20 protein-coding genes are annotated in these 23892 nt (G+C 70.4%); 15 read left to right on the top strand and 5 right to left on the bottom strand.

Annotated features, from left to right (window positions below):
• Positions 1 to 8: 8 nt before the first annotated feature.
• Entirely contained in the window at positions 9 to 851 is an 843-nt protein-coding gene (locus tag G6N48_RS11640; RefSeq protein WP_163670957.1) for an aldo/keto reductase, read from the bottom strand.
• A gap of 268 nt (positions 852 to 1119) precedes the next feature.
• On the opposite strand from G6N48_RS11640, the gene G6N48_RS11635 reads away from it, so the two are divergent.
• The 5 genes from G6N48_RS11635 to coaD all read left to right on the top strand — a co-directional run bounded on the left by G6N48_RS11635 (position 1120) and on the right by coaD (position 4785).
• Positions 1120 to 2241 (top strand): alpha/beta hydrolase, encoded by a 1122-nt coding sequence (locus tag G6N48_RS11635; protein ID WP_085268077.1) that lies wholly within the window; start codon positions 1120 to 1122, stop codon positions 2239 to 2241.
• A 97-nt stretch (positions 2242 to 2338) separates the two neighbouring features.
• On the top strand, positions 2339 to 3103 hold the full coding sequence (locus G6N48_RS11630) for a DsbA family protein (protein ID WP_085268019.1): 765 nt from the start codon (positions 2339 to 2341) through the stop codon (positions 3101 to 3103).
• A complete protein-coding gene (locus G6N48_RS11625) occupies positions 3100 to 3714 on the top strand; it encodes a vitamin K epoxide reductase family protein (protein ID WP_085268020.1) in 615 nt (204 codons plus the stop codon). The genes G6N48_RS11630 and G6N48_RS11625 overlap by 4 nt, the downstream gene beginning before the upstream one ends.
• 9 nt (positions 3715 to 3723) lie before the next feature.
• Entirely contained in the window at positions 3724 to 4278 is a 555-nt protein-coding gene (gene rsmD, locus G6N48_RS11620; protein ID WP_085268021.1) for a 16S rRNA (guanine(966)-N(2))-methyltransferase RsmD, read from the top strand.
• Positions 4279 to 4302: 24 nt separating this feature from the next.
• Positions 4303 to 4785 carry a pantetheine-phosphate adenylyltransferase gene (coaD, locus tag G6N48_RS11615; RefSeq protein WP_085268022.1) on the top strand — a complete coding sequence of 161 codons (483 nt, stop codon included), beginning with the start codon at positions 4303 to 4305 and terminating at the stop codon, positions 4783 to 4785.
• 29 nt (positions 4786 to 4814) lie between these two features.
• On the opposite strand, the gene G6N48_RS11610 is transcribed toward coaD, so the two are convergent.
• Entirely contained in the window at positions 4815 to 6206 is a 1392-nt protein-coding gene (locus tag G6N48_RS11610; protein ID WP_163670821.1) for an HNH endonuclease signature motif containing protein, read from the bottom strand.
• A 160-nt stretch (positions 6207 to 6366) separates the two neighbouring features.
• Positions 6367 to 7527 (bottom strand): permease, encoded by a 1161-nt coding sequence (locus tag G6N48_RS11605; RefSeq protein WP_085269160.1) that lies wholly within the window; start codon positions 7525 to 7527, stop codon positions 6367 to 6369.
• Between the two features lie 255 nt (positions 7528 to 7782).
• Between G6N48_RS11605 and sepIVA the strand changes: the two genes are divergently transcribed.
• The 4 genes from sepIVA to mutM all read left to right on the top strand — a co-directional run bounded on the left by sepIVA (position 7783) and on the right by mutM (position 11044).
• Positions 7783 to 8520 (top strand): cell division protein SepIVA, encoded by a 738-nt coding sequence (gene sepIVA, locus G6N48_RS11600; RefSeq protein WP_085269243.1) that lies wholly within the window; start codon positions 7783 to 7785, stop codon positions 8518 to 8520.
• A gap of 81 nt (positions 8521 to 8601) precedes the next feature.
• Complete coding sequence (locus G6N48_RS11595) at positions 8602 to 9180, top strand: YceD family protein (protein WP_179969871.1); 579 nt, start codon at positions 8602 to 8604, stop codon at positions 9178 to 9180.
• Positions 9177 to 9890: a ribonuclease III gene (rnc, locus tag G6N48_RS11590; protein ID WP_085269161.1), complete on the top strand. Its 714-nt coding sequence runs from the start codon at positions 9177 to 9179 to the stop codon at positions 9888 to 9890. Before G6N48_RS11595 ends, rnc begins: the two co-directional genes overlap by 4 nt.
• Positions 9891 to 10174: 284 nt before the next feature.
• Complete coding sequence (gene mutM / locus G6N48_RS11585; RefSeq protein ID WP_085269162.1) at positions 10175 to 11044, top strand: DNA-formamidopyrimidine glycosylase; 870 nt, start codon at positions 10175 to 10177, stop codon at positions 11042 to 11044.
• Positions 11045 to 11051: 7 nt separating this feature from the next.
• On the opposite strand, the gene G6N48_RS11580 is transcribed toward mutM, so the two are convergent.
• Positions 11052 to 11825, bottom strand: a complete 774-nt coding sequence (locus G6N48_RS11580) for a PIG-L deacetylase family protein (RefSeq protein WP_085269163.1) — start codon at positions 11823 to 11825, stop codon at positions 11052 to 11054.
• Positions 11826 to 11981: 156 nt separating this feature from the next.
• Here G6N48_RS11580 and G6N48_RS11575 point away from each other — a divergent pair, with 156 nt between their 5' ends.
• From G6N48_RS11575 to G6N48_RS11550, 6 genes are all read left to right on the top strand, one after another.
• Entirely contained in the window at positions 11982 to 12275 is a 294-nt protein-coding gene (locus G6N48_RS11575; RefSeq protein WP_085269164.1) for an acylphosphatase, read from the top strand.
• A gap of 157 nt (positions 12276 to 12432) precedes the next feature.
• Complete coding sequence (gene smc / locus G6N48_RS11570) at positions 12433 to 16041, top strand: chromosome segregation protein SMC (RefSeq protein WP_085269165.1); 3609 nt, start codon at positions 12433 to 12435, stop codon at positions 16039 to 16041.
• A gap of 63 nt (positions 16042 to 16104) precedes the next feature.
• Positions 16105 to 17469: a signal recognition particle-docking protein FtsY gene (gene ftsY / locus G6N48_RS11565; protein ID WP_085269166.1), complete on the top strand. Its 1365-nt coding sequence runs from the start codon at positions 16105 to 16107 to the stop codon at positions 17467 to 17469.
• Between the two features lie 189 nt (positions 17470 to 17658).
• Complete coding sequence (locus G6N48_RS11560) at positions 17659 to 19047, top strand: ammonium transporter (protein WP_085269245.1); 1389 nt, start codon at positions 17659 to 17661, stop codon at positions 19045 to 19047.
• The gene (glnB, locus tag G6N48_RS11555) at positions 19044 to 19382 is read left to right on the top strand and encodes a nitrogen regulatory protein P-II (RefSeq protein ID WP_085269167.1); all 339 of its coding nucleotides are present in this window, start codon (positions 19044 to 19046) and stop codon (positions 19380 to 19382) included. The genes G6N48_RS11560 and glnB overlap by 4 nt, the downstream gene beginning before the upstream one ends.
• 45 nt (positions 19383 to 19427) lie before the next feature.
• Positions 19428 to 21899, top strand: coding sequence for a [protein-PII] uridylyltransferase (locus G6N48_RS11550; protein ID WP_085269168.1), 2472 nt, complete (start codon positions 19428 to 19430; stop codon positions 21897 to 21899).
• A gap of 6 nt (positions 21900 to 21905) precedes the next feature.
• On the opposite strand, the gene G6N48_RS11545 is transcribed toward G6N48_RS11550, so the two are convergent.
• Complete coding sequence (locus tag G6N48_RS11545; protein ID WP_085269169.1) at positions 21906 to 23669, bottom strand: DEAD/DEAH box helicase; 1764 nt, start codon at positions 23667 to 23669, stop codon at positions 21906 to 21908.
• Positions 23670 to 23892: the final 223 nt, after the last annotated feature.

Raw genomic sequence — 23892 nt, 5'->3', positions numbered from 1 at the left:
GCGGCGGCTCAGTCCGCGTAGGTGTTGGGATCCGGGCGCAACCGGGTGCCGTCGTTGAGGGCGTCGATGGCATCCATGTGCTCGGCGGCCAATTCGAAGTCGAAGACATCGAGGTTGGTGGCGATGTGTTCGGCCTTGGCGGACCGGAAGATCACCGAATTGCCCAGTTGCAGGTTCCAGCGCAGCAGCACCTGGGCCGGGGTCTTGCCGTACTCGCCCGCGATCGAGGTGATCGTGGGGTTGTCCATCAACTTCCCGAGGACGAGCGGGGTGTAGGACTGCGTGACGACATTGTGCTGCGCGTTGACCTTGCGCAGGTCCGCTTGGCTGAGCAGCGGGTGCAACTCGATCTGGTTGACCGCCGGCGTGACGAAGGTGAGGTCGATGACCGTCGACAGGTGTTCCTCGGTGAAGTTGGAAACGCCGATGGAACGGGCCTCCCCGTTGCCCCGGGACTGGATCAAGCCGCCGAACGCGTCCACGTACTTGCCCTGGGCCGGGGCGGGCCAGTGCACGAGGTACAAGTCCACGTAGTCCAGTCCGAGCCGTTCCAGGCTGGCGGTGCAGGCCTCCGCCGACTTCTGGAAGCCGTGGTCGGCGGTTTTGAGTTTGGTGGTGACGAACAGCTCGGCGCGCGGAATGCCGGATGCGGCGATCGCGCGGCCGACGGCGGCTTCGTTGCCGTAGGCGGCGGCGGTGTCGATGAGCCGGCAGCCGATCTCGAGGGCTGCCGCCACCGCGCGTTCGGTCTCGTCGTCGGAGAGGTCCGCGACGCCCAGGCCGAGCACCGGCATCGTGTTTTCGTCGTTCAGGGCGATTGAGGGGATGGCAACGCCCGAGTTGCCCGTCAAGTCATTCACCTGCCTGTCGTTCGACATCGAACGTCGACGTTCGCTCGCGATTCGTGAGGGTTCACCGACCTGGAGACCACGATATTACTCAGCGGGTATGCCGGCCGATCGGTGCGGGGGCGTGTCGGGGGCACCACGTAGAGTTGGTCGAACGGCATCCGGGAGTCGGCAATGCGTTCGCCCGATCGTTGTTTGCGGTGACCGGCGGGGGTGTCGACGTGCCGTGACCATCGCTCAGCGTGACGCAGTCGTACCGAGGGAGCTGACCGTGACCAAGACTCTGCCGGCCGCGCCGGACCTGCATCTGGGGGCAAAGCGCGCGCCGATCCGTCTGACCAGTCGCATGCAGGGCAGGGTGTCGGTGCTCGGCGTCAAGGTCATTCCGTGGATTCCGGCGCCCGCGAAGCGCGCGCTGTTCGGGGGCCGTTCGGTCATCATCGACGGCAACACGCTCGACCCGACGCTGCAGCTGATGCTGTCGGGCCTGCGCGCGGTCGGCATCGACGGCCTGGTCGTCGACGACGACCCGATCGCGTCGCGCGCCCTCATGCACCAGACGTGCACGGAGCTGCCCGGTCCGCAAATCCACGTCGGGGTCGACGATCTCGCGCTGCCCGGGCCTGCCGGCGCGCTCGCCGCGCGGCACTACCGCCCGGCCGACGGCGGGGCGAACCAGCCGTTGCTGGTCTTCTTCCACGGCGGCGGCTGGGCGATCGGCGACCTGGACACCCACGACTCGCTGTGCCGGTTGACCTGCCGCGACGCCGGAATCCACGTGTTGTCGATCGACTACCGGCTGGCCCCCGAGCACCCGGCTCCCGCCGCCATCGAGGATGCCTGGGCGGCGTTCACCTGGGCCCACGAGCACGCCGCGGAACTCGGCGCGGCGCCGGGCCGTATCGCCGTGGGCGGCGACAGCGCCGGCGGCAACCTGGCCGCGGTGGTGTGCCAGACGGCGCGCGACCGCGGCGGCCCGGCCCCGATCCTGCAGTGGCTGATGTACCCGCGGACCGATTTCACCGCGCAGACCCGGTCGCTGAGCCTGTTCGCCCGCGGCTTCGTGCTGACCAAACGCGACATCGACTGGTTCGGGTCGCAGTACCTGCGCCGCTCCGGCATCGACCGGGCCGACCCGCGGGTGTCGCCGCTGCTGGCCGAGTCGCTGGCCGGGCTGGCGCCCGCCCTCATCGCCGTCGCGGGCTTCGACCCCCTGCGCGACGAAGGGGAGAGCTACGCCGCCGGGCTGGCTGCCGCCGGCACTCCGGTTGACCTGCGGTGCATGGGTTCGCTGACGCACGGCTTCGCCAACCTGTTCGCCCTGGGCGGCGGCAGCGCCGCCGCGACGAGCGAGATGATCTCGGCGCTGCGTGCGCACCTGAGCCGGGCGTGATCGGCCGGCCGGCCGGGCGACGGTAAGGTCGCCGGTAATCTAGAGGCGCCGCCGCATGGGCGGGCCGACGACTCGATACCGAAGGATCTCCGAACCTGTGGCCGAGAAACCCAAACGTCCCCCGCAGTTCGACGTCAAGGCATCCGACCGCAGGTCCGGACGGCTCATCCAGATCGGCGGCACCGCCTTCGTGGTGATCTTCGCGGTCGCCCTCGTCTTCTACATCGTGACGTCGCACCACAAGAAGAGCGGCGGCACGGGCGAAGGCGACACCGTGCGCGTGACGTCGAGCAAGCTGGTCACCCAGCCGGGCACCAGCAATCCCAAGGCCGCCGTCGCGTTCTACGAAGATTTCCTGTGCCCTGCCTGCGGTAACTTCGAGCGCACCTTCGGCCCGACGGTGTCCAAGCTGATCGACATCGGCGCTATTGCCGCCGACTACTCGATGGTGTCGATCCTGGACAGCTCCAGGACCCAGAACTACTCGTCGCGGGCGGCCGCGGCGGCGTTGTGCGTCGCCGACGAGTCCCTCGACGCGTTCCGTCGCTTCCACACCGCGCTGTTCACCACCGACATCCAGCCCAGCGAAACCGGCACCAGCTTTCCGGACAACGCGAGGCTGATCGAGATCGCCCGCGAGGCGGGCGTGGTGGGCAAGGTCCCGGACTGCATCAACAGCGGCAAGTACATCTCCAAGGTCACCGGCGAGGCCGCGGCCGCACATATCACCGCCACCCCGACCATCAAGATCAACGGCGAGAACTACGACCCGTCGACGCCGGACGCGTTGGTGGCCAAGATCAAGAGCATCGTGGGCGACGTGCCGGGCATCGACACCGCCGCCACTCCCGCCTCGACGTGACCGCCCCGGAGTCACCGGATTCCGATTTTCGGGCGCAGGTAACTCCGCCGAGCGCGTGGTGCGTCCTGATCGCGGGTGCGATCGGCCTGACCGCCTCCATGACCCTGACGGTGGAGAAGATCAAGATCCTGCTCAACCCGTCGTACGTGCCGTCGTGCAACCTCAGCCCCATCGTCGCCTGCGGGTCGGTGATGGTGACCCCGCAGGCCTCCCTGTTCGGTTTTCCCAACCCGCTGATCGGCATCATCGGCTTCACCGTGGTCACCGTCACCGGCGTACTGGCCGTGGCGAAAATCGGCTTGCCGCAATGGTATTGGGCCGGGTTGGAGATCGGGGTGCTGGCCGGCGCCGTGTTCGTGCACTGGCTGATCTTCCAGAGCCTGTACCGCATCGGCGCGCTGTGCCCCTACTGCATGGTGGTCTGGGTGGTCACCGTCGCCCTTGCCGTGCTGGTCGGGTCGGTCTTGCTGCGCCCGGCGGCGGAACGCGGGCGGCTCGGGCCTGCCGGGGTGCTGTACCGGTGGCGGTGGTCGATCGCCGTGTTGTGGTTCACCGCCGTCTTCCTGCTGATCGTGGCGCGGTTCTGGGACTACTGGTCCACCCTCTTCTAAGTTGCAACAGTGACCCGGATCATCGGCGGCGTGGCCGGCGGCCGGCGGATCGCCGTCCCGCCGCGCGGCACCCGGCCGACCACCGATCGCGTGCGCGAGGCGCTGTTCAACATCGTCACCGCCCGACGCGACCTGAGCGGCCTCGCGGTGCTCGACCTCTACGCGGGCTCCGGCGCGCTGGGGCTCGAGGCGCTGTCGCGGGGGGCCGCGTCGGCGTTGTTCGTGGAGTCCGACGCCCGCACCGCGGCCGTCATCGCCCGCAACGTCGAGACCCTCGGCCTGGCCGGGGCGACGGTGCGGCGCGGCGTTGTGGCCGCCGTCGTGGCCGCCGGGGCCGCCGCCCCGGTCGATTTGGTGCTGGCCGACCCGCCTTATGACGCCGAGACCGCCGAGATCGAGGCTGTGCTGCAAGCTTTGGCCTCCCGCGGCTGGGTGCGGGAGGGAAGCGTCGCGGTGGTGGAGCGGGCGAACGCCAGTGTGCCGCTGAACTGGCCGGCAGGCTGGTCGCGGTGGTCGCAGCGCGTGTACGGCGACACCCGTCTGGAGCTTGCCGAACGGCTCTGAGGCCGGCGTGTAGCGTCATCCGTCATGACCGGCGCAGTCTGCCCCGGGTCCTTTGACCCAGTGACGTTGGGCCACATCGACGTTTTCGAGCGCGCCGCCGCCCAGTTCGACGAGGTGGTGGTGGCGATCCTGACGAACCCCGCCAAGAAGGGCATGTTCGATCTCGACGAGCGGATCGCGATGATCGAGGAGTCGACGACGCATTTACCCAATCTGAGGGTGGAGGCCGGGCAAGGCCTGGTGGTCGACTTCGTCACGGCCCGGGGGATGACCGCCATTGTCAAGGGCCTTCGCACCGACACCGACTTCGAGTACGAACTGCAGATGGCGCAGATGAACAAGCACATCGCCGGAGTCGACACCTTCTTCGTCGCCACCGCGCCGCAGTATTCGTTCGTGTCGTCGTCGCTGGCCAAGGAGGTGGCGGTGCTGGGCGGTGATGTGTCGCAGTTGCTGCCCGAGCCGGTGAACCGCAGGATGCGCGGCAAGCTTTCCGGCGGTTCGTGAAAACCGCTGTGCCGCAACTGTAACCGCGTTCAGCTCGCTTGCTCTTGGTCGCCGTCCTCGTCGTTTTCTTCGTGGAGGAGTTTTTCGGGGTGGTGGAAGGTGTTGGTGCGGGGTTGATTTCGGTCGAGGTGGGGTGGCGGGATCCATTGGGTGTCGCCGTCGGTGTTCTTGCGGGTGGTCCAGCCGCGGGGTTGTAGTAGCCGGTGGTGGGGTCCGCAGGCGAAGGTGAGTTGGTTGATGTCGGTGGTGTGGCTTTTGGCCCAGTCGGTGACGTGGTGGACTTCGCAGTAGTAGCCGCCGACGGTGCAGCCGGGCGCGGTGCAGCCGCGATCCTTGCCGTAGAGCACGATTCGCTGGGCGGGGGTGGCCAGGCGTTTGGTGTGGTACAGCGCCAGGGCTTTGCCCCGGTCGAAGATGGCCAGGTAGTGATGGGCATGGCGGGCCAGGCGGATCACGTCGCTCATTGGCAGCCAAGAGCCGCCGCCGGTGAGTCCGTGCCCGGCGGCGGTTTCGAGTTCGGCCAGGGTGGTGGTGACGATGATGCAGGCCGGTAATCCGTTGTGCTTGCCAAGTTCGCCGGAGGCGAGCAGGGCGCGCAGGGCGGCCAGCAGTGCGTCGTGCTGACGTTGGCCGGCCGAGCGGCCGTCTCGGTCGATGGCCTGTTGTGAGGCCGCGCCGTCCACGCAGGGCTGCTCGTCGAGCGGGTTGCACATTCCGGGGGCGGCGAGCTTGGCCCACACCGCCTCCAGCGTGGCGCGGGCCTCGGGAGTCAGCCAGCCACGCAGTGCCGACATGCCGTCGGGTTGCTGCTTGCCCAGGATCAGGCCGCGGCGCCGCGCCCGGTCGACGTCGCTGTAGTTGCCGTCGGGGTTGAGGCAGTCGGCCAGCTTGTCGGCCAGGCCGGCCAGTTGTTCGGGACGAAACTGTGCGCCCTTGCGCGCCAAGTCGGCCTCGGCGCGATCACGGGTGGGTTGGTCGACCCAGGCCGGCAACTCCTGGCAGAAGCGGCGGATGACCGCGACGTGTTCGGCACCGAGGCGGCCCTCGCGCTGCGCGGCGGCGGTGTGGGCCAGCACGGGCGGCAGCGGCTCGCCGGTCAGGCCGCGTCGGGGTCCCAGGGCGGCGGCGTCGCGGATGCGGCGGGCGGCATCGGCGCGGCTGGTCAGCGTCCGCTCGGCGATCGCGTGGGACAGTTTGGCGCCCAGCTCTTGCGTGCTGGCCTGGCGGGCCAGGGTGTTGATGAGCTGATGCTCGGGCACCGGCAGCCGTCGGCGTACCTTCTCGCAGCGCGCCAACAACGCCAGGCACTCGGGGGTGGTCAGCGCGTCGAACCCCAACCCCACCACCCCGTCGAGCGCGGCATCGAGCGCGTCGAAGGCCGCGGTGATCGCGTCCCGATCGTCGATGCCGCCCGCAGTCATACCGTCAAACTAGCCACCCCCACCGACAAAAACCGCCGTGTTGAGACCAGCGGCGCCTAAGTGACGAAAAATGTTGCCGGACAGCGGAGTCGGTCAGTAGGGAACCGATCCGCACGATCCCGGCACCGCCGCGTCGCGCAGGACATTACGGCAAACGCCGTCAGTGGTGGTGCTCCCCGGCGTCGGGGGAACCGCCCATCATCCGAAGCATCGGCGTTCCGCCCGACCTGACGAACCGCACCACCAGAATCACGGCGACAACCAGGAAGACGATGTTGAGCCAGGTGGTGTAGTTCCAGGAGATCGATGCCTCCATCACCGTGGCGTTGCGCTGCCGGGGAATGAGACCGGTTGCGCCGAAGAGTAATTCGACGATGTAGCCGGCAGCGACCATCGATGCGTAGAAGGTGCCCAACAGGGTCAGCATCATTCTGGTGCCGTAGTACTTGCGATAGATGTTCAGGATCGGCACGATCAGCAGGTCGGCGTAGATGAACGCGATGACACCGCCGAAGCTGATGCCTCCGTTCCACAACACCGCGGCCAGTGGCACATTGCCGATCGAGCAGACGAAAGACAAGATGGCGACGATCGGCCCGACGAGCGGCCCCCAAAGCGCCGCCCAACCCGGGTGATCGGCCAAAAAGAACACCTGCCAAAACTTTCCGGGGACCCACGCCGCGATGGCACCCGCGATCAACAGGCCTACCACCAGGTCGCGCAGGATCGCCAACCACTCCATGACGAAGACGTGCGAGACGGCGGTGAAACCCTCCGGAGAGAAAAGTCGGCGCCGAAACGAGCCCTCCTCCTTGATGGACATGTCCATGGCGGCGTGGCCCTCCATCGATCCGGCGATCCCGCGCTCGGCCTGCTCGCGGGCGGCGTCGACCAGCCGGGACCGCACGAACAGCCGGAACAGGACGGCGAGCACCACGATCATCAGCGGGCCGCCGACGAACTCCGCGGCAGTGAACTGCCAGCCCATCAGCAGGGCCAGGATGATGCCCAGCTCCACCACCAGGTTGGTGGACCCGACCTCGAACGCCATGGCGGCGGTGAAATCGGCGCCCTTGCGAAACAGCGATCGGGCCAGGGCGACCGCCGCGTACGAACACGACGACGACGCCGCGCCCAGTCCGGCGGACACGGCGAGGGTCCGCGGCCGGTCGTCGCCCATGAGGGTGACGACCGTCGAGCGTCGCACCACCGCCTGCACCACGGCCGAGAGCGCGAAGCCCAGGATGAGCGCCCACAGGATCTCCCACGTCATCGATCCCGCCAGCTCGAGGGCATGTCCGATGGGTGCCAGCACTTCCACAAAGTCCTCCGCTCCGGTTGCACGGCGTCGGCCGGGTGCCCGTGCCCTGCGGCCTCCAAGCTATACCCCATGGGGGTATAGGTCAAGCGGCGAACTGCGGTTTTGCCCCGGATTTGCCTAGGATGGCCTGGGCAGAGCCCGGTTGTGGCCGGCGGCCAATGTTCGACACACCGCTCGCGCCACCGCTGTCACAGGCGCAACACCAGGCACACTGGTTACAACAGCATGTTTTGCAAGAGCCAGGAGGGTATGGCCGTGTACCGAGTCTTTGAAGCGCTGGACGAACTGAGCGCCATTGTCGAGGAAGCCCGCGGTGTGCCCATGACGGCCGGCTGCGTGGTTCCCCGCGGTGACGTGCTCGAACTCATCGACGACATCAAGGACGCGATCCCCGGCGAACTCGACGACGCCCAGGACGTGCTCGACGCGCGCGACTCGATGCTGCACGACGCCAAGACGCACGCCGAGTCCATGGTGTCCTCGGCCACCACCGAATCCGAGTCGATGCTCAACCACGCCCGCGCCGAGGCCGACCGGCTCTTGTCCGACGCAAAAGCGCAGGCAGACCGCATGGTCAACGAGGCGCGCCAGCACAGCGAGCGGATGGTCGGCGAGGCCCGCGAGGAGTCGATCCGGATCGCCACGGCGGCCAAACGGGAGTACGAAGCCAGCGTCGGACGCGCCCAGGCCGAGGTCGACCGGCTGCTCGAGAACGGCAACATCTCCTACGAGAAGGCCGTTCAGGAAGGCATCAAGGAACAGCAGCGCCTGGTGTCGCAGAACGAGGTGGTGCAGTCCGCCAACGCCGAGGCCACCCGCCTCATCGACACCGCGCACGCCGAGGCCGACCGGTTGCGCGGCGAGTGCGACATCTACGTCGACAACAAGCTGGCCGAGTTCGAGGAGTTCCTCAACGGCACGCTGCGGTCCGTCGGCCGCGGGCGCCACCAGCTGCGGACCGCCGCCGGCACCCACGACTACGCGGTCCGCTAACCGGCGCCGAACAGGGCTCATTACCACCTAAACGCCAGTTCTGCACTGGCGTCGGAGGGTCGGCGCCGTAGGATTCGTCGTATGACGCGGCAGCACAGCACCACGACGCAGCGCCGTCCGACCTCGCCGATGACCTTCGACATCACCCGGCTCGGACGGCGCCCCGGAGCGATGGTCACCCTGCGTGAGACCGTGCCGAGTCCGTCGCGCGTCGGGCTCGACATGATCGCGATCGAGGCGGGCGCCCCTATGGAACTCGACCTGCAGTTCCAGTCGGTGTCGGAGGGCGTACTGGTGACCGGGACGGTGTCGGCGCCCACCGTCGGCGAGTGTTCGCGGTGCCTGACCGCGGTCCGGGAGCGCGTGCAGGTGGCGCTGACCGAGCTGTTCGCCTACCCGGAGAGCACCACGGAGGCGACCACCGAGGAGGGCGAGGTCGGCCGCATCGTCGACGACACCATCGACCTCGAGCAGTCGATCGTCGACGCCGTCGGGCTGGAACTCCCGTTCGCCCCCGTGTGCACGGCGGACTGCCCGGGACTGTGCCCCGAGTGCGGTGTCAATCTGGCGGCCGAACCGGGTCACCAGCACGAGCGCATCGACCCGCGATGGGCCAAGTTGGCCGAGATGTTGCCCCCCGAGCCGCGGGGTGAGCGGTGAGTTCTCGCCAACCCCTGGTCGACGCGCTCGGAGTCGAGCTGCCCGACGAGCTGCTCACCCTGGCGTTGACACACCGCAGCTATGCCTACGAGCACGGCGGCCTGCCCACCAACGAGCGCCTGGAATTCCTCGGCGACGCCGTCCTCGGGCTCACCATCACCGACGAGCTCTACCACCGCCACCCCGACCGCTCGGAGGGCGACCTCGCCAAGTTACGGGCCAGCGTGGTCAACACCCAGGCGCTGGCCGACGTCGCGCGCAACCTCTCCGACGAGGGGCTCGGCGTGCACCTGTACCTGGGCCGCGGGGAAGCGAACACCGGCGGGGCGGACAAGTCGAGCATCCTGGCCGACGGCATGGAGTCGCTGCTGGGCGCGATCTACCTGGAGCACGGGATCGAGACCGCGCGCGAGGTGATCCTGCGGCTGTTCGGCCCGCTGCTCGACGCAGCGCCCACCCTGGGCGCCGGGCTGGACTGGAAGACCAGCCTGCAGGAACTGACGGCGGCGCGCGGCATGGGCGCGCCGTCGTACCTGGTCACCTCGACCGGCCCGGACCACGACAAGGAATTCACCGCGGTCGTCGTCGTCATGGACACCGAGTACGGCTCGGGTGTCGGCCGCTCCAAGAAAGAAGCCGAGCAGAAAGCCGCGGCCGCGACCTGGAAAGCGCTGGACGTGCTCGACACCGCGGGCAAGACCTCCGTGTAGAGCTGCTTGTTTGTGGTGATGACCCGCTGCGCCCGGCTTCGCCGCGCTTGCGATCATCACTGGTCTTGATGGTGATGACCCGCTGCGCCCGGCTTCGCCGCGCTTGCGATCATCGTGGGGTGTGGTGATGACCCGCTGCGCCCGGCTTCGCCGCGCTTGCGATCATCACTGGTCTTGATGGTGATGACCCGCTGCGCCCGGCTTCGCCGCGCTTGCGATCATCACTGGTCTTGATGGTGATGACCCGCTGCGCCCGGCTTCGCCGCGCTTGCGATCATCACTGAATGCCCGAACTGCCGGAGGTCGAGGTGGTCCGCCGCGGCTTGCAGGCGCATGTGGTGGGCAAGACGATGACGGCCGTGCGCGTGCATCATCCCCGCGCGGTGCGCCGCCACGAGGCCGGGCCCGCCGACCTCACCGCCCGCCTGCTGGGCGCGCGGATCACCGGCACCGACCGGCGCGGCAAGTACCTGTGGCTGCTGCTCGACACGGAGCCGGGCGAATCGGGCCCCGACACGGCGCTGGTGGTCCACCTCGGCATGAGCGGACAGATGCTGCTGGGCGAGGTGCCGCGCGCCGACCACGTCCGCATCTCCGCGCTGCTCGACGACGGCACGGTGCTCAGCTTCGCCGATCAGCGCACCTTCGGCGGGTGGATGCTCGCCGACCTGCTGACCGTCGACGGCAGCGTCGTGCCGGAACCCGTCGCGCACCTCGCGCGTGACCCGCTGGACCCCCGGTTCGACGCCGATGCGGTGATCAACGTGTTGCGGCGCAAGCATTCCGAGATCAAGCGCCAGCTCCTCGACCAGCAGGTGGTGTCGGGGATCGGCAACATCTACGCCGACGAGGCGCTCTGGCGCGCGAAGGTGAACGGCGCGCGGATCGCCGACTCGCTGCCCCGCCGTCGGCTCGCCGCGGTCCTGGACGCGGCCGCCGAGGTGATGCGCGACGCGCTGGCCAAGGGGGGGACGTCGTTCGATTCGTTGTATGTCAACGTCAACGGCGAGTCGGGGTACTTCGACCGCTCGCTGGACGCCTACGGTCGCGAGGGCCAGAACTGCCGGCGTTGCGGCGCGGTGATCCGGCGCGAGAAGTTCATGAACCGCTCGTCGTTCTACTGCCCGAGATGCCAACCGCGGCCCAGGGTTTGACCGCCGTTCAGTCGAAGATGTCGCGCCGCACGGGCCCGGCGGCCGTGGCCGGGTCGACGAACCACTCCCGGCCGAGCAGCACGCCGAACACCTGCGGCGGCAGCCGGAGCATGAGCCCGAGCGCGCGCGCGGCCGGCCCGGCGCCGACCTGAGAACGGTGCGCTGCAAGCGCGTCTCGCTTCTGCCGGGCGAAGCGGAACGTGTCGATGCGATGGGTGATGGTCGCCCGCGGGGCGTACGCGGTGCGCACGACGTCCGGCTCGTACGGCCCCGGCAGACGCAACAGTTGAGTGAAATCGGTGATTCGGCAAAGCAATTCACGCGGCATCGTCGCCTCGAGCACCCGCGGGGTGTCCGCGAGTTCGGCCGCGCGCTTGCCGACGTGGTGGACCTGCACGTGGTCGCGGTGGCCGTAGCCGCCGTTGGCCTGGTAGCTGAGCAGCAGGTCGGCATCCTCGGCGCGCAGGATCGCGGCAAGGCGCTGCGCCGCCTCGTCGACGTCGGCCCGGCCGAACCGCACCCGCCCGGGCGGGTCGGGGTAGAACTCCGGGCCGTAGCCGCTGTCGGCATAACCGAGGCACTCGACCCGATGTGCACCGAGAATGCCTGCGCTGGTGCGCAATTCGTCGATGCGGACGCCGTCCTGTTCGTTGTGCACGCGCCCATCGGTCGCCGTGACGACCACCACGCGGTGACCGGCGGCCGCGGCCCGCGCCAGGGTGCCGCCGGTGAGGATCACCTCGTCGTCGGGGTGGGCGTGAAACGCGACGACGGTGGCCATGAAACGCAGTATGCCGTGCCGGTGCCGTCGACCCGCGCCCGGTAGAAATGAGCCATGACGCAACGGTGGGAATCCTCGCCGGCTCCGACGACGCCGAGGGCGTCGTGGTGAACCGGGCGTGCACCGTCGGCGCCGCCAACGGGATCGAGGTTTCCGGTGGCTGACCCTGGTGTTCGGCTGACCGCCTGGGTGCACGGGTCGGTTCAAGGGGTCGGTTTCCGCTGGTGGACGCGGTGCCGGGCGTTGGAGCTCGGACTCACCGGTTACGCCGCCAACCAGCCCGACGGCCGGGTGCTGGTGGTGGCCCAGGGCGAACGCGAGGCCGCGGAAAAGCTGCTGGAGCTGCTGGAAGGCGGCGATTCGTGGCCGCCGCGGCCCGGGCGCGTCGACAAGGTGATCGCCGACTGGTCGGCGCCGGCCGAGAGCTTTGCCGGGTTCGTCGAGCGATAGACCGGCGACGGCACGTCGACCACGACTGCCCGGCGGCCGTGGCTGATGTGGCTTCTGTGACCGGTGCGACGAGGCTGGTCGGCCACGGCCGTCGGGCGGCCCGACACCCTCCGCCGATGGGCGGGCGCGGAAATTTTCAGCGGTAGTCTGGCACGCCATGTACCTCAAGAGTCTGACGCTGAAGGGCTTCAAGTCCTTCGCCTCGCCGACGACTCTGCGCTTCGAGCCGGGCATCACGGCGGTCGTCGGCCCCAACGGGTCGGGCAAGTCCAACGTCGTCGACGCCCTCGCCTGGGTGATGGGCGAGCAGGGGGCCAAGACGCTGCGCGGCGGGAAGATGGAGGACGTCATCTTCGCCGGCACGTCCTCACGGGCGCCGCTGGGCCGCGCCGAGGTGACGGTGACCATCGACAACTCCGACAACGCGCTGCCCATCGAGTACTCCGAGGTGTCGATCACCCGCCGGATGTTCCGCGACGGCGCCAGCGAGTACGAGATCAACGGCAGCGGTTGCCGTTTGATGGATGTGCAGGAGCTGCTGAGCGACTCGGGGATCGGCCGCGAGATGCACGTCATCGTCGGGCAGGGCAAGCTCGACGAGATCCTGCAGTCGCGGCCCGAGGATCGCCGCGCCTTCATCGAAGAGGCCGCAGGCGTGCTCAAGCATCGCAAACGCAAAGAGAAGGCCCTGCGCAAACTCGAGGCGATGTCGGCCAACCTGGCCCGCCTGTCCGACCTGACCACCGAGCTGCGCCGCCAGCTCAAACCCCTGGGCCGCCAGGCCGAGGTGGCCCGCCGCGCCCAGACCATCCAGGCCGACCTGCGTGACGCTCGGTTGCGCCTGGCCGCCGACGACCTGGTCAACCGGCAGACCCAGCGCGACGCCATCCTCGATGCCGAAACCGCTATGCGCCGCGAGCACGACGAGGCGTCCGCCCGCCTGGCGGTCGCCTCCGAGGAGCTGACCGCCCACGAGACCGCGCTCGCCGAGCTCTCCGGGCGCGCCGAGTCCGTGCAGCACACCTGGTTCGCGCTGTCCGCCCTGGCCGAGCGCGTCGCCGCGACGGTGCGCATCGCCAGCGAACGCGCCGCGCACCTCGACGTGGCGCCGGTGGCCCCCAGCGACACCGATCCCGACGCCCTGGACGCCGAGGCCGAGCGGGTCGCGGTGGCCGAGCAGCAGCTGGTGGCCGAACTGGCCGCGGCGCGGACCCGGCTGGATGCCGCCCGCGCCGAGCTGGGCGAGCGCGAACGCGAAGCCGCCGAGGCCGACAAGGCGCACCTGGCGGCGGTTCGTGCGGAGGCCGACCGCCGCGAGGGCCTGGCGAGGCTGGCCGGTCAGGTGGAGACCATGCGGGCGCGCGTCGAGTCGATCGACGACAGCGTCGCGCGGCTCTCGGAGCGCATCGAGCAGGCCGCCGACCGCGCGCAGCAGACCAAGGCGGAGTTCGAGACCGTCCAGGGTCGCGTGGGCGAGCTGGACCAGGGCGAGGTGGGCCTCGACGAGCACCACGAGCGGACCGTGACCGCGATGCGGTTGGCCGACGCCCGGGTCGCCGAGCTGCAGGCCGCCGAGCGGGACGCCGAACGCCAGGTGGCGTCGCTGCGCGCCCGCATCGACGCCCTGGCGGTGGGGCTGGAGCGCAAGGACGGCGCGGCGTGGCTGTCGCAGCATCACACCGGCACCGGGCTGCTCGGGCCGGTCGCCAAGTTGGTCAAGGTGCGCCCGGGGTACGAAGCGGCGCTGGCCGCGGTGCTCGGATCGGCGGCCGACGCGCTGGCGGCGGAGAACCTCGGCGCGGCCCGGTCCGCGGTCGCCGCGCTCAAGGAAGCCGACGGGGGCCGCGCGGCGCTGGTCCTGGGTGACTGGCCGGCCGACCACCCGGCACAGCACGACGCCCTGCCGGACGGGGCGGCGTGGGCGCTCGACCTGGTGGACGCGCCGACGCGGCTGCGGGGCGCCATGATCGCCATGCTGTCGGGTGTCGCGGTGGTCGATGACCTGGATCGGGCGCTGGAACTGGTCGCCGCGCGACCGCAGCTGCGCGCGGTCACGCTGCACGGCGACATGGTCGGCCGCGGCTGGGTGAGCGGCGGATCCGACCGCAAGCTGTCCACGCTCGAGGTCGCCTCCGAGATCGACAAGGCCGGCGGCGAGCTCGCCGCCGCGGAGGCGCGGGTCGCCCAGCTGACCGCGGCCCTGTCCGGCGCGCTGGCCGAACAGACCGCCCGCCAGGACTCCGCCGAACAGGCGCTGGCCGCGCTCAACGAATCCGACACCGCGATCTCGGCGATGTACGAACAGCTGGGTCGCCTGGGACACGAGGCCCGCGCGGCCGACGAGGAGTGGAACCGACTGCTGCGCCAGCGCGAGGAGCTCGAGGCCGGGCGCGCGCAGACCGTCGAGGAGGTCACCGGGCTCGAGACGCGGCTGCGCGTAGCCCAGGAATCCCAGCAGGTGCAGACCGACGAGCCGGACTTCGCCACGGCCCGCGGGCGGATCGCGGCCGCGGCCGAGAGCGCCCGCGGCGTCGAGGTGGAGGCCCGCCTGGCGGTGCGGACCGCCGAGGAGCGCGCCAACGCGGTGCGCGGGCGGGCCGACTCGCTGCGGCGCGCGGCGGCCGCCGAACGCGAGGCGAGGCTGCGGGCCCAGCAGGCCCGGGAGGCGCGGCTGCGGGCCGCCGCCGTGGCGGCCGCGGTGGCCGACGCCGGTCGGCTGCTGGGGCAGCGGCTGGACCGGGTCGTCGGCGCGGCGTCGGCGATCCGCGACGCGGTGGTGGCCGAGCGCCGGCAACGTTCCGCCGGGATCGCGGCCGTGCGCGACGAGGTCAACGCGCTCAGCGCGCGGGTGGCCGCGCTCACCGATTCGCTGCACCGCGACGAGGTGGCCAACGCCCAAGCGGCGCTGCGCATCGAGCAACTCGAGCAGATGGTGCTCGAGCAGTTCGGGATGGCGCCGGCCGACCTGATCGCGGAGTACGGCCCGCAGGTCGCGCTGCCGCCGACCGAGCTGGAGATGGCCGAGTACGAGCAGGCCCGCGAACGCGGCGAGCAGGTGTTCGCCCCCGCCCCGATCCCGTACGACCGGCCGACCCAGGAACGCCGGGCCAAGCGCGCCGAGCGTGAGCTGGCCGAGCTGGGCCGGGTCAACCCGCTCGCTTTGGAGGAGTTCGCTGCGCTCGAGGAGCGCTATAACTTCCTGGCCACGCAGCTCGAGGACGTCAAGGCCGCGCGCGCTGACCTGCTCGGCGTCGTCGCCGACGTCGACGCCCGCATCCTGCAGGTGTTCAACGAGGCCTTCGTCGACGTCGAGCGCGAATTCCGCGACGTCTTCACGGTGCTGTTCCCCGGCGGGGAGGGCCGGCTGCGGCTGACCAACCCCGACGACATGCTCACCACCGGCATCGAGGTGGAGGCCCGTCCCCCGGGCAAGAAGGTCACCCGGCTGTCTTTGCTGTCGGGTGGCGAGAAGGCGCTGACGGCCGTGGCGATGCTGGTGGCGATCTTCCGCGCCCGCCCGTCGCCGTTCTACATCATGGACGAGGTCGAGGCCGCCCTCGACGACACGAACCTGCGCCGGCTGATCTCGCTGTTCGAGCTGCTCAGGGCGCGGTCACAGCTCATCATCATCACCCACCAGAAGCCGACCATGGAGGTCGCCGACGCCCTCTACGGCGTGACGATGCAGGGTGACGGCATCACCGCCGTCATCTCGCAGCGAATGCGCGGCCAGCAGGTCGAGCAGCTGGTCGCCGCGGCGGATTAGTAGCTGACCGGGGCTGACCAGGGGCGGTCCCGCCGCCGCCGGGCCGCTTGAAACAATGTCACCGTGTCCCAAGGTCTTTGGATCGCCGTCGCGGTCGTCGCGGCCCTGCTTGTCGTCGCCCTGCTGGTCCTGGGACTGGTGCGCCACCGGCGGCGTCGGATCAGCTTCACGGCCCAGGCGCAGCCCGGAACGCTCGACCGCTCCGGCGGTTACACGGCGTCGTCGGGCATCTCCTTCAGCCAGACGCCGACCGCCGAACGGGTGGACACCACGGGGCTGCCCGGGGTCGGCGACGACGCGGCCGTCCCGCGCGACGCGCCCCGGCGCACGATCTCCGAGGTCACCCTCCCCGAACCCGAGACGATCGCCTCGCCGCCGCAGGCTCCGCCGGCTGCGGAGGCCCCGCCGGTCCCGGAGGCCCCGCCGGCCCTGGAAACCCCGCCGGCCCCGGAGACCCCGGAGCCGGCGCCCGGGCCGACGCCGGCTGCCCCGGAGATCGAGGAGATCGCCCCGACCGAAGGCCGGCTGGAACGGCTGCGCGGCCGGCTGGCCAGGTCGCAGAACGCGCTCGGGCGCAGCGTGCTGGGCCTGATCGGCGGGGGCGACCTGGACGAGGAGGCCTGGCAGGACGTCGAGGACACCCTGCTGGTCGCCGACCTGGGCCCGGTGGTCGCCGAGTCGGTCATCGCCCAGTTGCGCAGCCGGCTGGCGAGCAGCGCCGTGCGCACCGAGGCCGACGCCAAGGCCGTTTTCCGCGACGTTCTGATCACCGAGCTGCGACCCGACATGGACCGCTCGATCCGCGCCCTGCCGCACGCCGACCACCCGTCGGTGTTGCTGATCGTCGGCGTGAACGGCACCGGCAAGACCACCACCGTCGGCAAGCTGGCGCGGGTGCTGGTGGCCGACGGGCGGCGCGTCGTGCTGGGGGCCGCCGACACCTTCCGGGCCGCGGCGGCCGATCAGCTGGAGACCTGGGCGTCGCGGGTCGGCGCGGAGGTGGTGCGCGGGGCCGAGGGCGCCGACCCCGCGGCGGTGGCGTTCGACGCCGTCGACAAGGGCATCGCCGCGGGCGCCGACGTGGTGCTCATCGACACCGCGGGGCGCCTGCACACCAAGGTCGGGCTGATGGACGAACTCGACAAAGTCAAGCGCGTGGTGACCCGGCGGGCCGCCGTCGACGAGGTGTTGCTGGTTCTCGACGCGACCATCGGCCAGAATGGGCTGGCGCAGGCGCGCGTCTTCGCCGACGTCGTCGACATCACCGGGGCCGTCCTGACCAAGCTGGACGGAACGGCCAAGGGCGGCATCGTTTTCCGTGTTCAGCAGGAACTCGGGGTGCCGGTGAAGCTGGTTGGGCTCGGCGAAGGTCCCGACGATTTGGCGCCCTTCGAGCCGGCTGCCTTCGTCGACGCGCTGCTTGGCTGAGTGCCCTTACACGGCAAGCCTGACGTTAATCCTGACGAAACACTGTGGCTTTACTGCGGAAACAACCATTGCGCATGGTTCTGGATCAGGCCACAGGCGCACGCCTGCCGGCCGTCCCTGTGCGACCGGAGGTGATAGCGAGTGGCATTCCCGCAATTGGGCCAACCCGATACCGGCGATACCGCCTGGATGTTGGCGAGTTCCGCGCTGGTGCTGTTGATGACGCCTGGTCTGGCGTTCTTCTACGGCGGCATGGTACGCACCAGAAGCGTGCTCAACATGATCATGATGAGCATCAGCTCGATGGGCGTCGTCACAGTGCTGTGGGTGCTCTACGGCTACTCGATGTCGTTCGGCGACAGCAAAGGTGGCGTGGTCGGCAACCCCGGCGACTACTGGGGCCTCAAGGGTCTGATCGGTGGCAACGCGGTCAAGGGTGACCCCACCAAAGGCGTTACGCAGGTGGACATTCCGCTGGCCGGCACCATGCCCGCCACCGTTTTCGTCGCCTTCCAGCTGATGTTCGCCATCATCACCGTCGCGCTGATCTCGGGGGCGGTGGCCGACCGGATGAAGTTCACCGCCTGGGTGGTGTTCGCCGGGCTTTGGGCCACCCTGGTCTATTTCCCGGTCGCCCACTGGGTGTTCGCGGCCGACGGGTTCGCCTCCGAGCACGGCGGCTGGATCAACAACAAGCTGCATGCGATCGACTTCGCCGGAGGGACCGCGGTCCATATCAACTCCGGTGTTGCGGGCCTGGCGCTGGCGCTCGTGCTGGGCAAGCGAAAAGGCTGGCCCACCACGCTGTTCCGCCCGCACAACGTGCCCTTCGTGATGCTCGGCGCCGGCTTGCTGTGGTTCGGCTGGTTCGGGTTCAACGCCGGGTCGGCGACCAGCTCCAACGGTTCCGCCGGGTCGACGTTCATGACCACGACGATCGCGACGGCCACGGCCATGCTCGCCTGGCTGCTCGTCGAGCGCATCCGTGACGGCAAGCCCACCACGCTGGGAGCGGCGTCGGGCATCGTCGCCGGGCTGGTGGCGATCACGCCGTCCTGCTCGTCGGTTAACGTGCTGGGCGCCCTGGTCATCGGGGCGGCCGGCGGGGCGATCTGCGCGCTGGCGGTCGGGCTGAAGTTCAGGTTCGGCTTCGACGACTCGCTCGACGTGGTCGGCGTTCACATGATCGGCGGTCTGACGGGCACGCTGCTGGTGGGCCTGGTGGCCGCGCCCGAGTCCACGGCGATCAACGGCGTGTCCGGGGTGTCGAAGGGGTTGTTCTACGGCGGCGGCTGGTCGCAGCTGGAACGGCAGGCGGTCGGCGCCTTCAGCGTCCTGTTCTACTCCTTCACCGTCACGCTGATCCTCGCCTTCATCCTGAAGTTCACCATCGGCCTGCGGGTCAGCCCCGAAGAAGAGGCCGCGGGTATCGACGAGTCCGAGCACGCGGAGAGCAGCTACGATTTCGGGACGGTCACCGGCACCGGAACCGGTTCGATCCTCTCCTCGCGGGCACCCGTGGATGACCGGAACGGCATGGACCGGGCGGACGAGAAAGTTGAGGCGGAGCAGTCATGAAGCTAGTCACCGCGATCGTGAAGCCGTTCACTCTCGACGACGTCAAGACCAGCCTCGAGGAGGCGGGCGTCCTGGGGATGACGGTCAGCGAGATCCAGGGCTACGGGCGGCAGAAGGGCCACACCGAGGTCTACCGGGGTGCGGAGTACTCCGTCGACTTCGTGCCCAAGGTGCGGATCGAGGTCGTCGTCGACGACTCGATCGTCGACAAGGTGGTGGACAGCATCGTCAGATCGGCGCGAACCGGCAAGATCGGCGACGGCAAAGTCTGGGTGAGCCCCGTGGAAACCATCGTGCGGGTGCGCACCGGTGAACGCGGAACCGATGCCCTCTGACCCTCGCCGCACATCGATGAATCGGGCCGGACGGGCCGGGAGGGTATGACACAGTACCCGCCCGGCCCGTCCGGAGCGTCTGGACCGGAAACGAAAAATGTCTGCGGGGCAAGCGATTTGGCCGCTTCGCGGCGTCGTCTGCTGGCCGAGGCCGGTGAGCTGGACGCCGCCGCGCTGCGCCGGGCCTGGCTCGAGCTGCACGAATCCTGGCTCACCGCAAAGGCCGCCGAGATCGGCGTCACCGAAGGCAGCGGCTTCTCGATCGTCGGCGTCGGGGGACTGGGACGTCGCGAGCTGGTGCCCTACTCGGACCTGGACCTGATCCTGCTGCACGACGACAAGCCCGCCGAGGTGCTGGGCGAGGTCGCCGACCGGCTCTGGTATCCGTTGTGGGACGCCAACGTTCGGCTCGACCACAGCGTGCGGACCGTGTCGGGGGCGCTGGGGGTGGCCAACAACGACCTGATCGCGGCGCTCGGCATGCTGGACGCGCGCCACATCGCCGGCGACGAGCGGCTGTCGACGGAGCTGATCGCCGGCGCACGGCGCCAGTGGCGCAGCGCGATCCGCTCCCGCATGGACGAGCTTGTCGAGATCACCCACGCCCGCTGGCAGCGCTGCGGCCGGATCGCGCAGCGCGCCGAGCCCGACCTCAAATCCGGCAAGGGCGGCCTGCGCGACGTGCAGCTGCTGGACGCGCTGGGGGTCGCCCAGCTCATCGACCGCCACGGCATGGCCAACCCGAACCTGCCGGAGGGATCCCTGGACGTCGCCTACCTGACGCTGCTCGACGTGCGCACCGAACTGCACCGGGTGTCGGGCCGCGGACGCGAGGTGCTCCTGGCGCAGTTCGCGGACGAGATCAGCGCCGCCCTGCAGTTCGGGGACAGGTTCGATCTGGCGCGCGTGCTGTCCGGCGCCGCTCGCACCATCGCCTACCACGCCGAGACGGGGCTGCGCACGGCACAGAACGCGTTGCCGCGCCGCGGGATCGGCGCCCTGGTGCGGCGCCCGCGGCGCCGGCCGCTCGACGAGGGGGTCGTCGAGTACGGCGGCGAGATCGTCCTCGCCCGCGACGCGCGCCCGGACACCGATCCGGGCCTGGTGCTGCGGGTGGCCGCGGCGGCGGCCGGCACCGGGTTGCCCATCGGGGCCGGCACGCTGAGCCGCCTGGCCGCCGTCGCCCCCGAGATGCCGACGCCGTGGCCGCGCGAGGCGCTCGACGACCTGTTGGTGGTGCTGTCGGCCGGCCCCACCACGGTGTCGACCATCGAGGCCCTCGACCGCACCGGTCTGTGGGGCCGGGTGCTGCCGGAGTGGAACGCGATCCGCGACCTGGCCCCCCGCGACGTCTCGCACAAGTACACCGTGGACCGCCACACCGTCGAAACCGCCGTCCAGGCCGCGCCGTTGACCACCAACGTCGCCCGGTCCGACCTGCTGGCGCTCGGCGCGCTGCTGCACGACATCGGCAAGGGTCGCGGCGTGGACCACTGCGTGCTGGGGGCCGACCTGGTGGTCCCAGTCGCCGAGAGGCTGGGCCTGTCACCCCGGGACGTCGACACGCTGTCCGCCATGGTGCGTCATCACCTGCTGTTGCCGGTCACCGCCACGCGCAGCGACCTCAACGACCCCGAGGTGATCAAAGGCGTCTCCGAAGCCCTGGGCGGCGATCCGCAGCTGCTCGAACTGCTGCACGCGCTGGCCGAGGCGGACTCCAAGGCCACCGGCCCGGGGGTGTGGAGCGACTGGAAGGCGTCGCTGGTGGCCGACCTGGTCCGCCGCTGCCGGCTGGTGATGGCGGGCGAGCCGCTGCCGCAAGCCGAACCCACTGCGCCGCACTATCTTTCGCTCGCGGCCGATCACGGGGTGCACGTGGAGCTCACGCCGGGCGGGAGCGAGCGGGTGAACGTGGTGATGCTCGCGCCGGACCAGCGAGGGCTGGTGTCCAAGGCGGCCGCGGTGCTGGCCTTGAACTCGCTGCGGATCCACTCGGCGTCGGCCAACGTCCACGACGACGTCGCGATCGTCGAATTCGTGGCGTCACCGCTGTTCGGCTCGCCCCCCGAGGCGGGCCTGCTGCGCCTGCAGTTCAACGGCGCCCTGAACGGCGACGTCGACGTCATGGGCGCGCTGGAGAAGCGCGACAACGACGCGGTGAGCGCGGGGACCACGCGGGCCGGCGAGGTGCAGGTCGGAGTCCCGGTCACCCGCTCGGTCGCGCCGCCGCGCATCCTGTGGCTGGAGTCTGCCTGCGCCGCCCAGTTGATCCTCGAGGTCCGCGCCACGGACCGGCTGGGCCTGCTCGCGCTGCTGACCCGGGCGCTGGAGCGGGCGGGAGCCGACATCCGGTGGGCGAAGGTCAACACCTTCGGCTCGACGGCGGCCGACGTGTTCTCGGTCACCGTGCCGGCCGGCGACGACGAGCAACGCGCCCGCGAGGCCGTCGAGCAACACCTGCTGGCCGTGCTGGGCGGACCGGCGGTGGAAGTGCTCGAGAAGCCCGTGCAGGAGTAGCGGCCGTCAGGCCAGCTCGGAGCTGAGCTGGCGCAGGGCATCGATGCGCGCCTTGATCTGGTCGCGGGAGGCGGCGGCCACCGGCGGACCCCCGCAGCGTCGGCGCAGTTCGTTGTGGATCCAGCCGTGCGGCTTGCCGGTGCGGTGGTGGGCCAGCGACACCAGAGTGTTGAGCTCGCGACGCAGCTCGCGCAGCTGGCCGTGCACCGACGGGGCCGACCGGGGCGTCGCGTCGGCGGTCGGCACCTGCAGCTGGGCACGCCTCTGCAGTTGCTCGTCCTGGCGGCGGTGCAGCAGGGCGCGCATCTGGTCGGCGTCGAGCAGGCCGGGGATGCCCAGGTAGTCGGCCTCCTCCTCGCTGCCCGCGGGCGTTGCGGTGCCGAACGACGACCCGTCGAAGATGACCTGGTCGAGCTCGGCGTCCGCGCCCAGCGAGGTGAACCCGTTGTCCGCCTCGGTCTTCTCGGTCTGCGTCCTGACGGCCGGGTCGCCGTCGAGGGGGTCGCCGTCCGGGCGGTGCGGCTCCCCGAGCACGTGGTTGCGCTGCGCCTCCAGCTCGCTGGCCAGCTGCAGCAGGTTGGGGACCGACGGCACGAAGATGCTGGCCGTCTCGCCCGGCCGGCGCGACCGCACGAACCGGCCGATGGCCTGCGCGAAGAACAGTGGGGTCGAGGCGCTGGTGGCGTAGATCCCGACCGACAGCCGCGGCACGTCGACGCCCTCGGAGACCATGCGGACGGCGACCAGCCACCGGCTGGTGCCCTCGGCGAACTCGCTGATGCGATCCGACGACCCGGGATCGTCGGACAGCACCACGGTCGGCGCCTCGCCGGTGAGCGTCGTCAGCAGGGCTGCGTAGGCGCGGGCCGCGGTGCGGTCGGAGGCGATGATCATGCCGCCGGCGTCGGGCACGTGGGCCCGCTTCTGGCGCAGCCGCTGATCGGCGGCCGCGATCACCGCGGGCATCCACTCGCCGGCGGGATCCAGCGCGGTCCGCCACGCCCGCGCGGTCTGTTCGGGGGACAGCGGCTCGCCCAGCCGCGCGGAGTGCTCCTCGCCGGCGCTGTCCCGCCAGCGCGCCTCCCCGGAGTAGGCCAGGAAGACCACCGGCCGCACCACGCCGTCGGCGAGGGCCTCGGAGTAGCCATAGGTGTGGTCGGCCTGCGAGCGGTGCACCCCGTCGGCGCCCGCGACATAGCTGACGAACGGGATGGGGCTGTCGTCGCTGCGGAACGGCGTACCCGTCAGCGCGAGCCGGCGGGTCGCGTCGCCGAAGGCCTCCCGGATCGCGTCGCCCCAGGTCTTGGCGTCGCCGCCGTGGTGGATCTCGTCGAAGACGACCAGGGTCCGCCGCTGCTCGGTGCGTACCCGGTGCAGCGTGGGGTGCGCCGCGACCTGCGCGTAGGTCACCATCACGCCGTGGTACTCCGCCGACGTCGCTGCGGTGCCGTTGGAGAACCTCGGGTCCAGGGCGATGCCCTGCCGCGCCGCGGCCTGGGCCCACTGCACCTTGAGGTGTTCGGTGGGCACCACGACGGTGATCTGGTCGACGGCGCGCTGGGCCAGCAGCTCGCCCGCCACGCGCAGGGCGAACGTCGTCTTGCCCGAGCCGGGGGTGGCCACGGCGAGAAAGTCGCGCGGCCGGCCGGCCAGGTACTTCACCAGCGCCCGGCGCTGCCAGCCTCGCAGCGGCCCGCCGCCGGCTTCGGCGATCGCGCCGCCCTCGTCGTCGACGGACGCGTCCGTGCGGGCGAGCGGTTGCACGGACATTTCCCCCCGTGGTCTGCAGTTTTGGGCGTGGACGACGCGATTGAGTGGCGGACGTGAAATGTAGCACGCCAACGCTTTTCAGTGCCGCAGCGACTCGTCGCGCCGGGGCGCGCGCCGTCGACGATTTCCCCGCGTCTCTTGCGCCGAGTGTGCGGCCCGCCGCACGTTGGGCACCGAGTGTGCGGGCAGCCGCACCCTCGCGCGGGGGCAGCTGCTGCGCCCG

Origin of the sequence: Mycobacterium parmense (genome assembly GCF_010730575.1) — a bacterium.
Lineage (GTDB): Bacteria > Actinomycetota > Actinomycetes > Mycobacteriales > Mycobacteriaceae > Mycobacterium > Mycobacterium parmense.
Note: the sequence above shows the minus strand (reverse complement) of the source record. Positions and strands in the feature narration are given on the sequence as shown.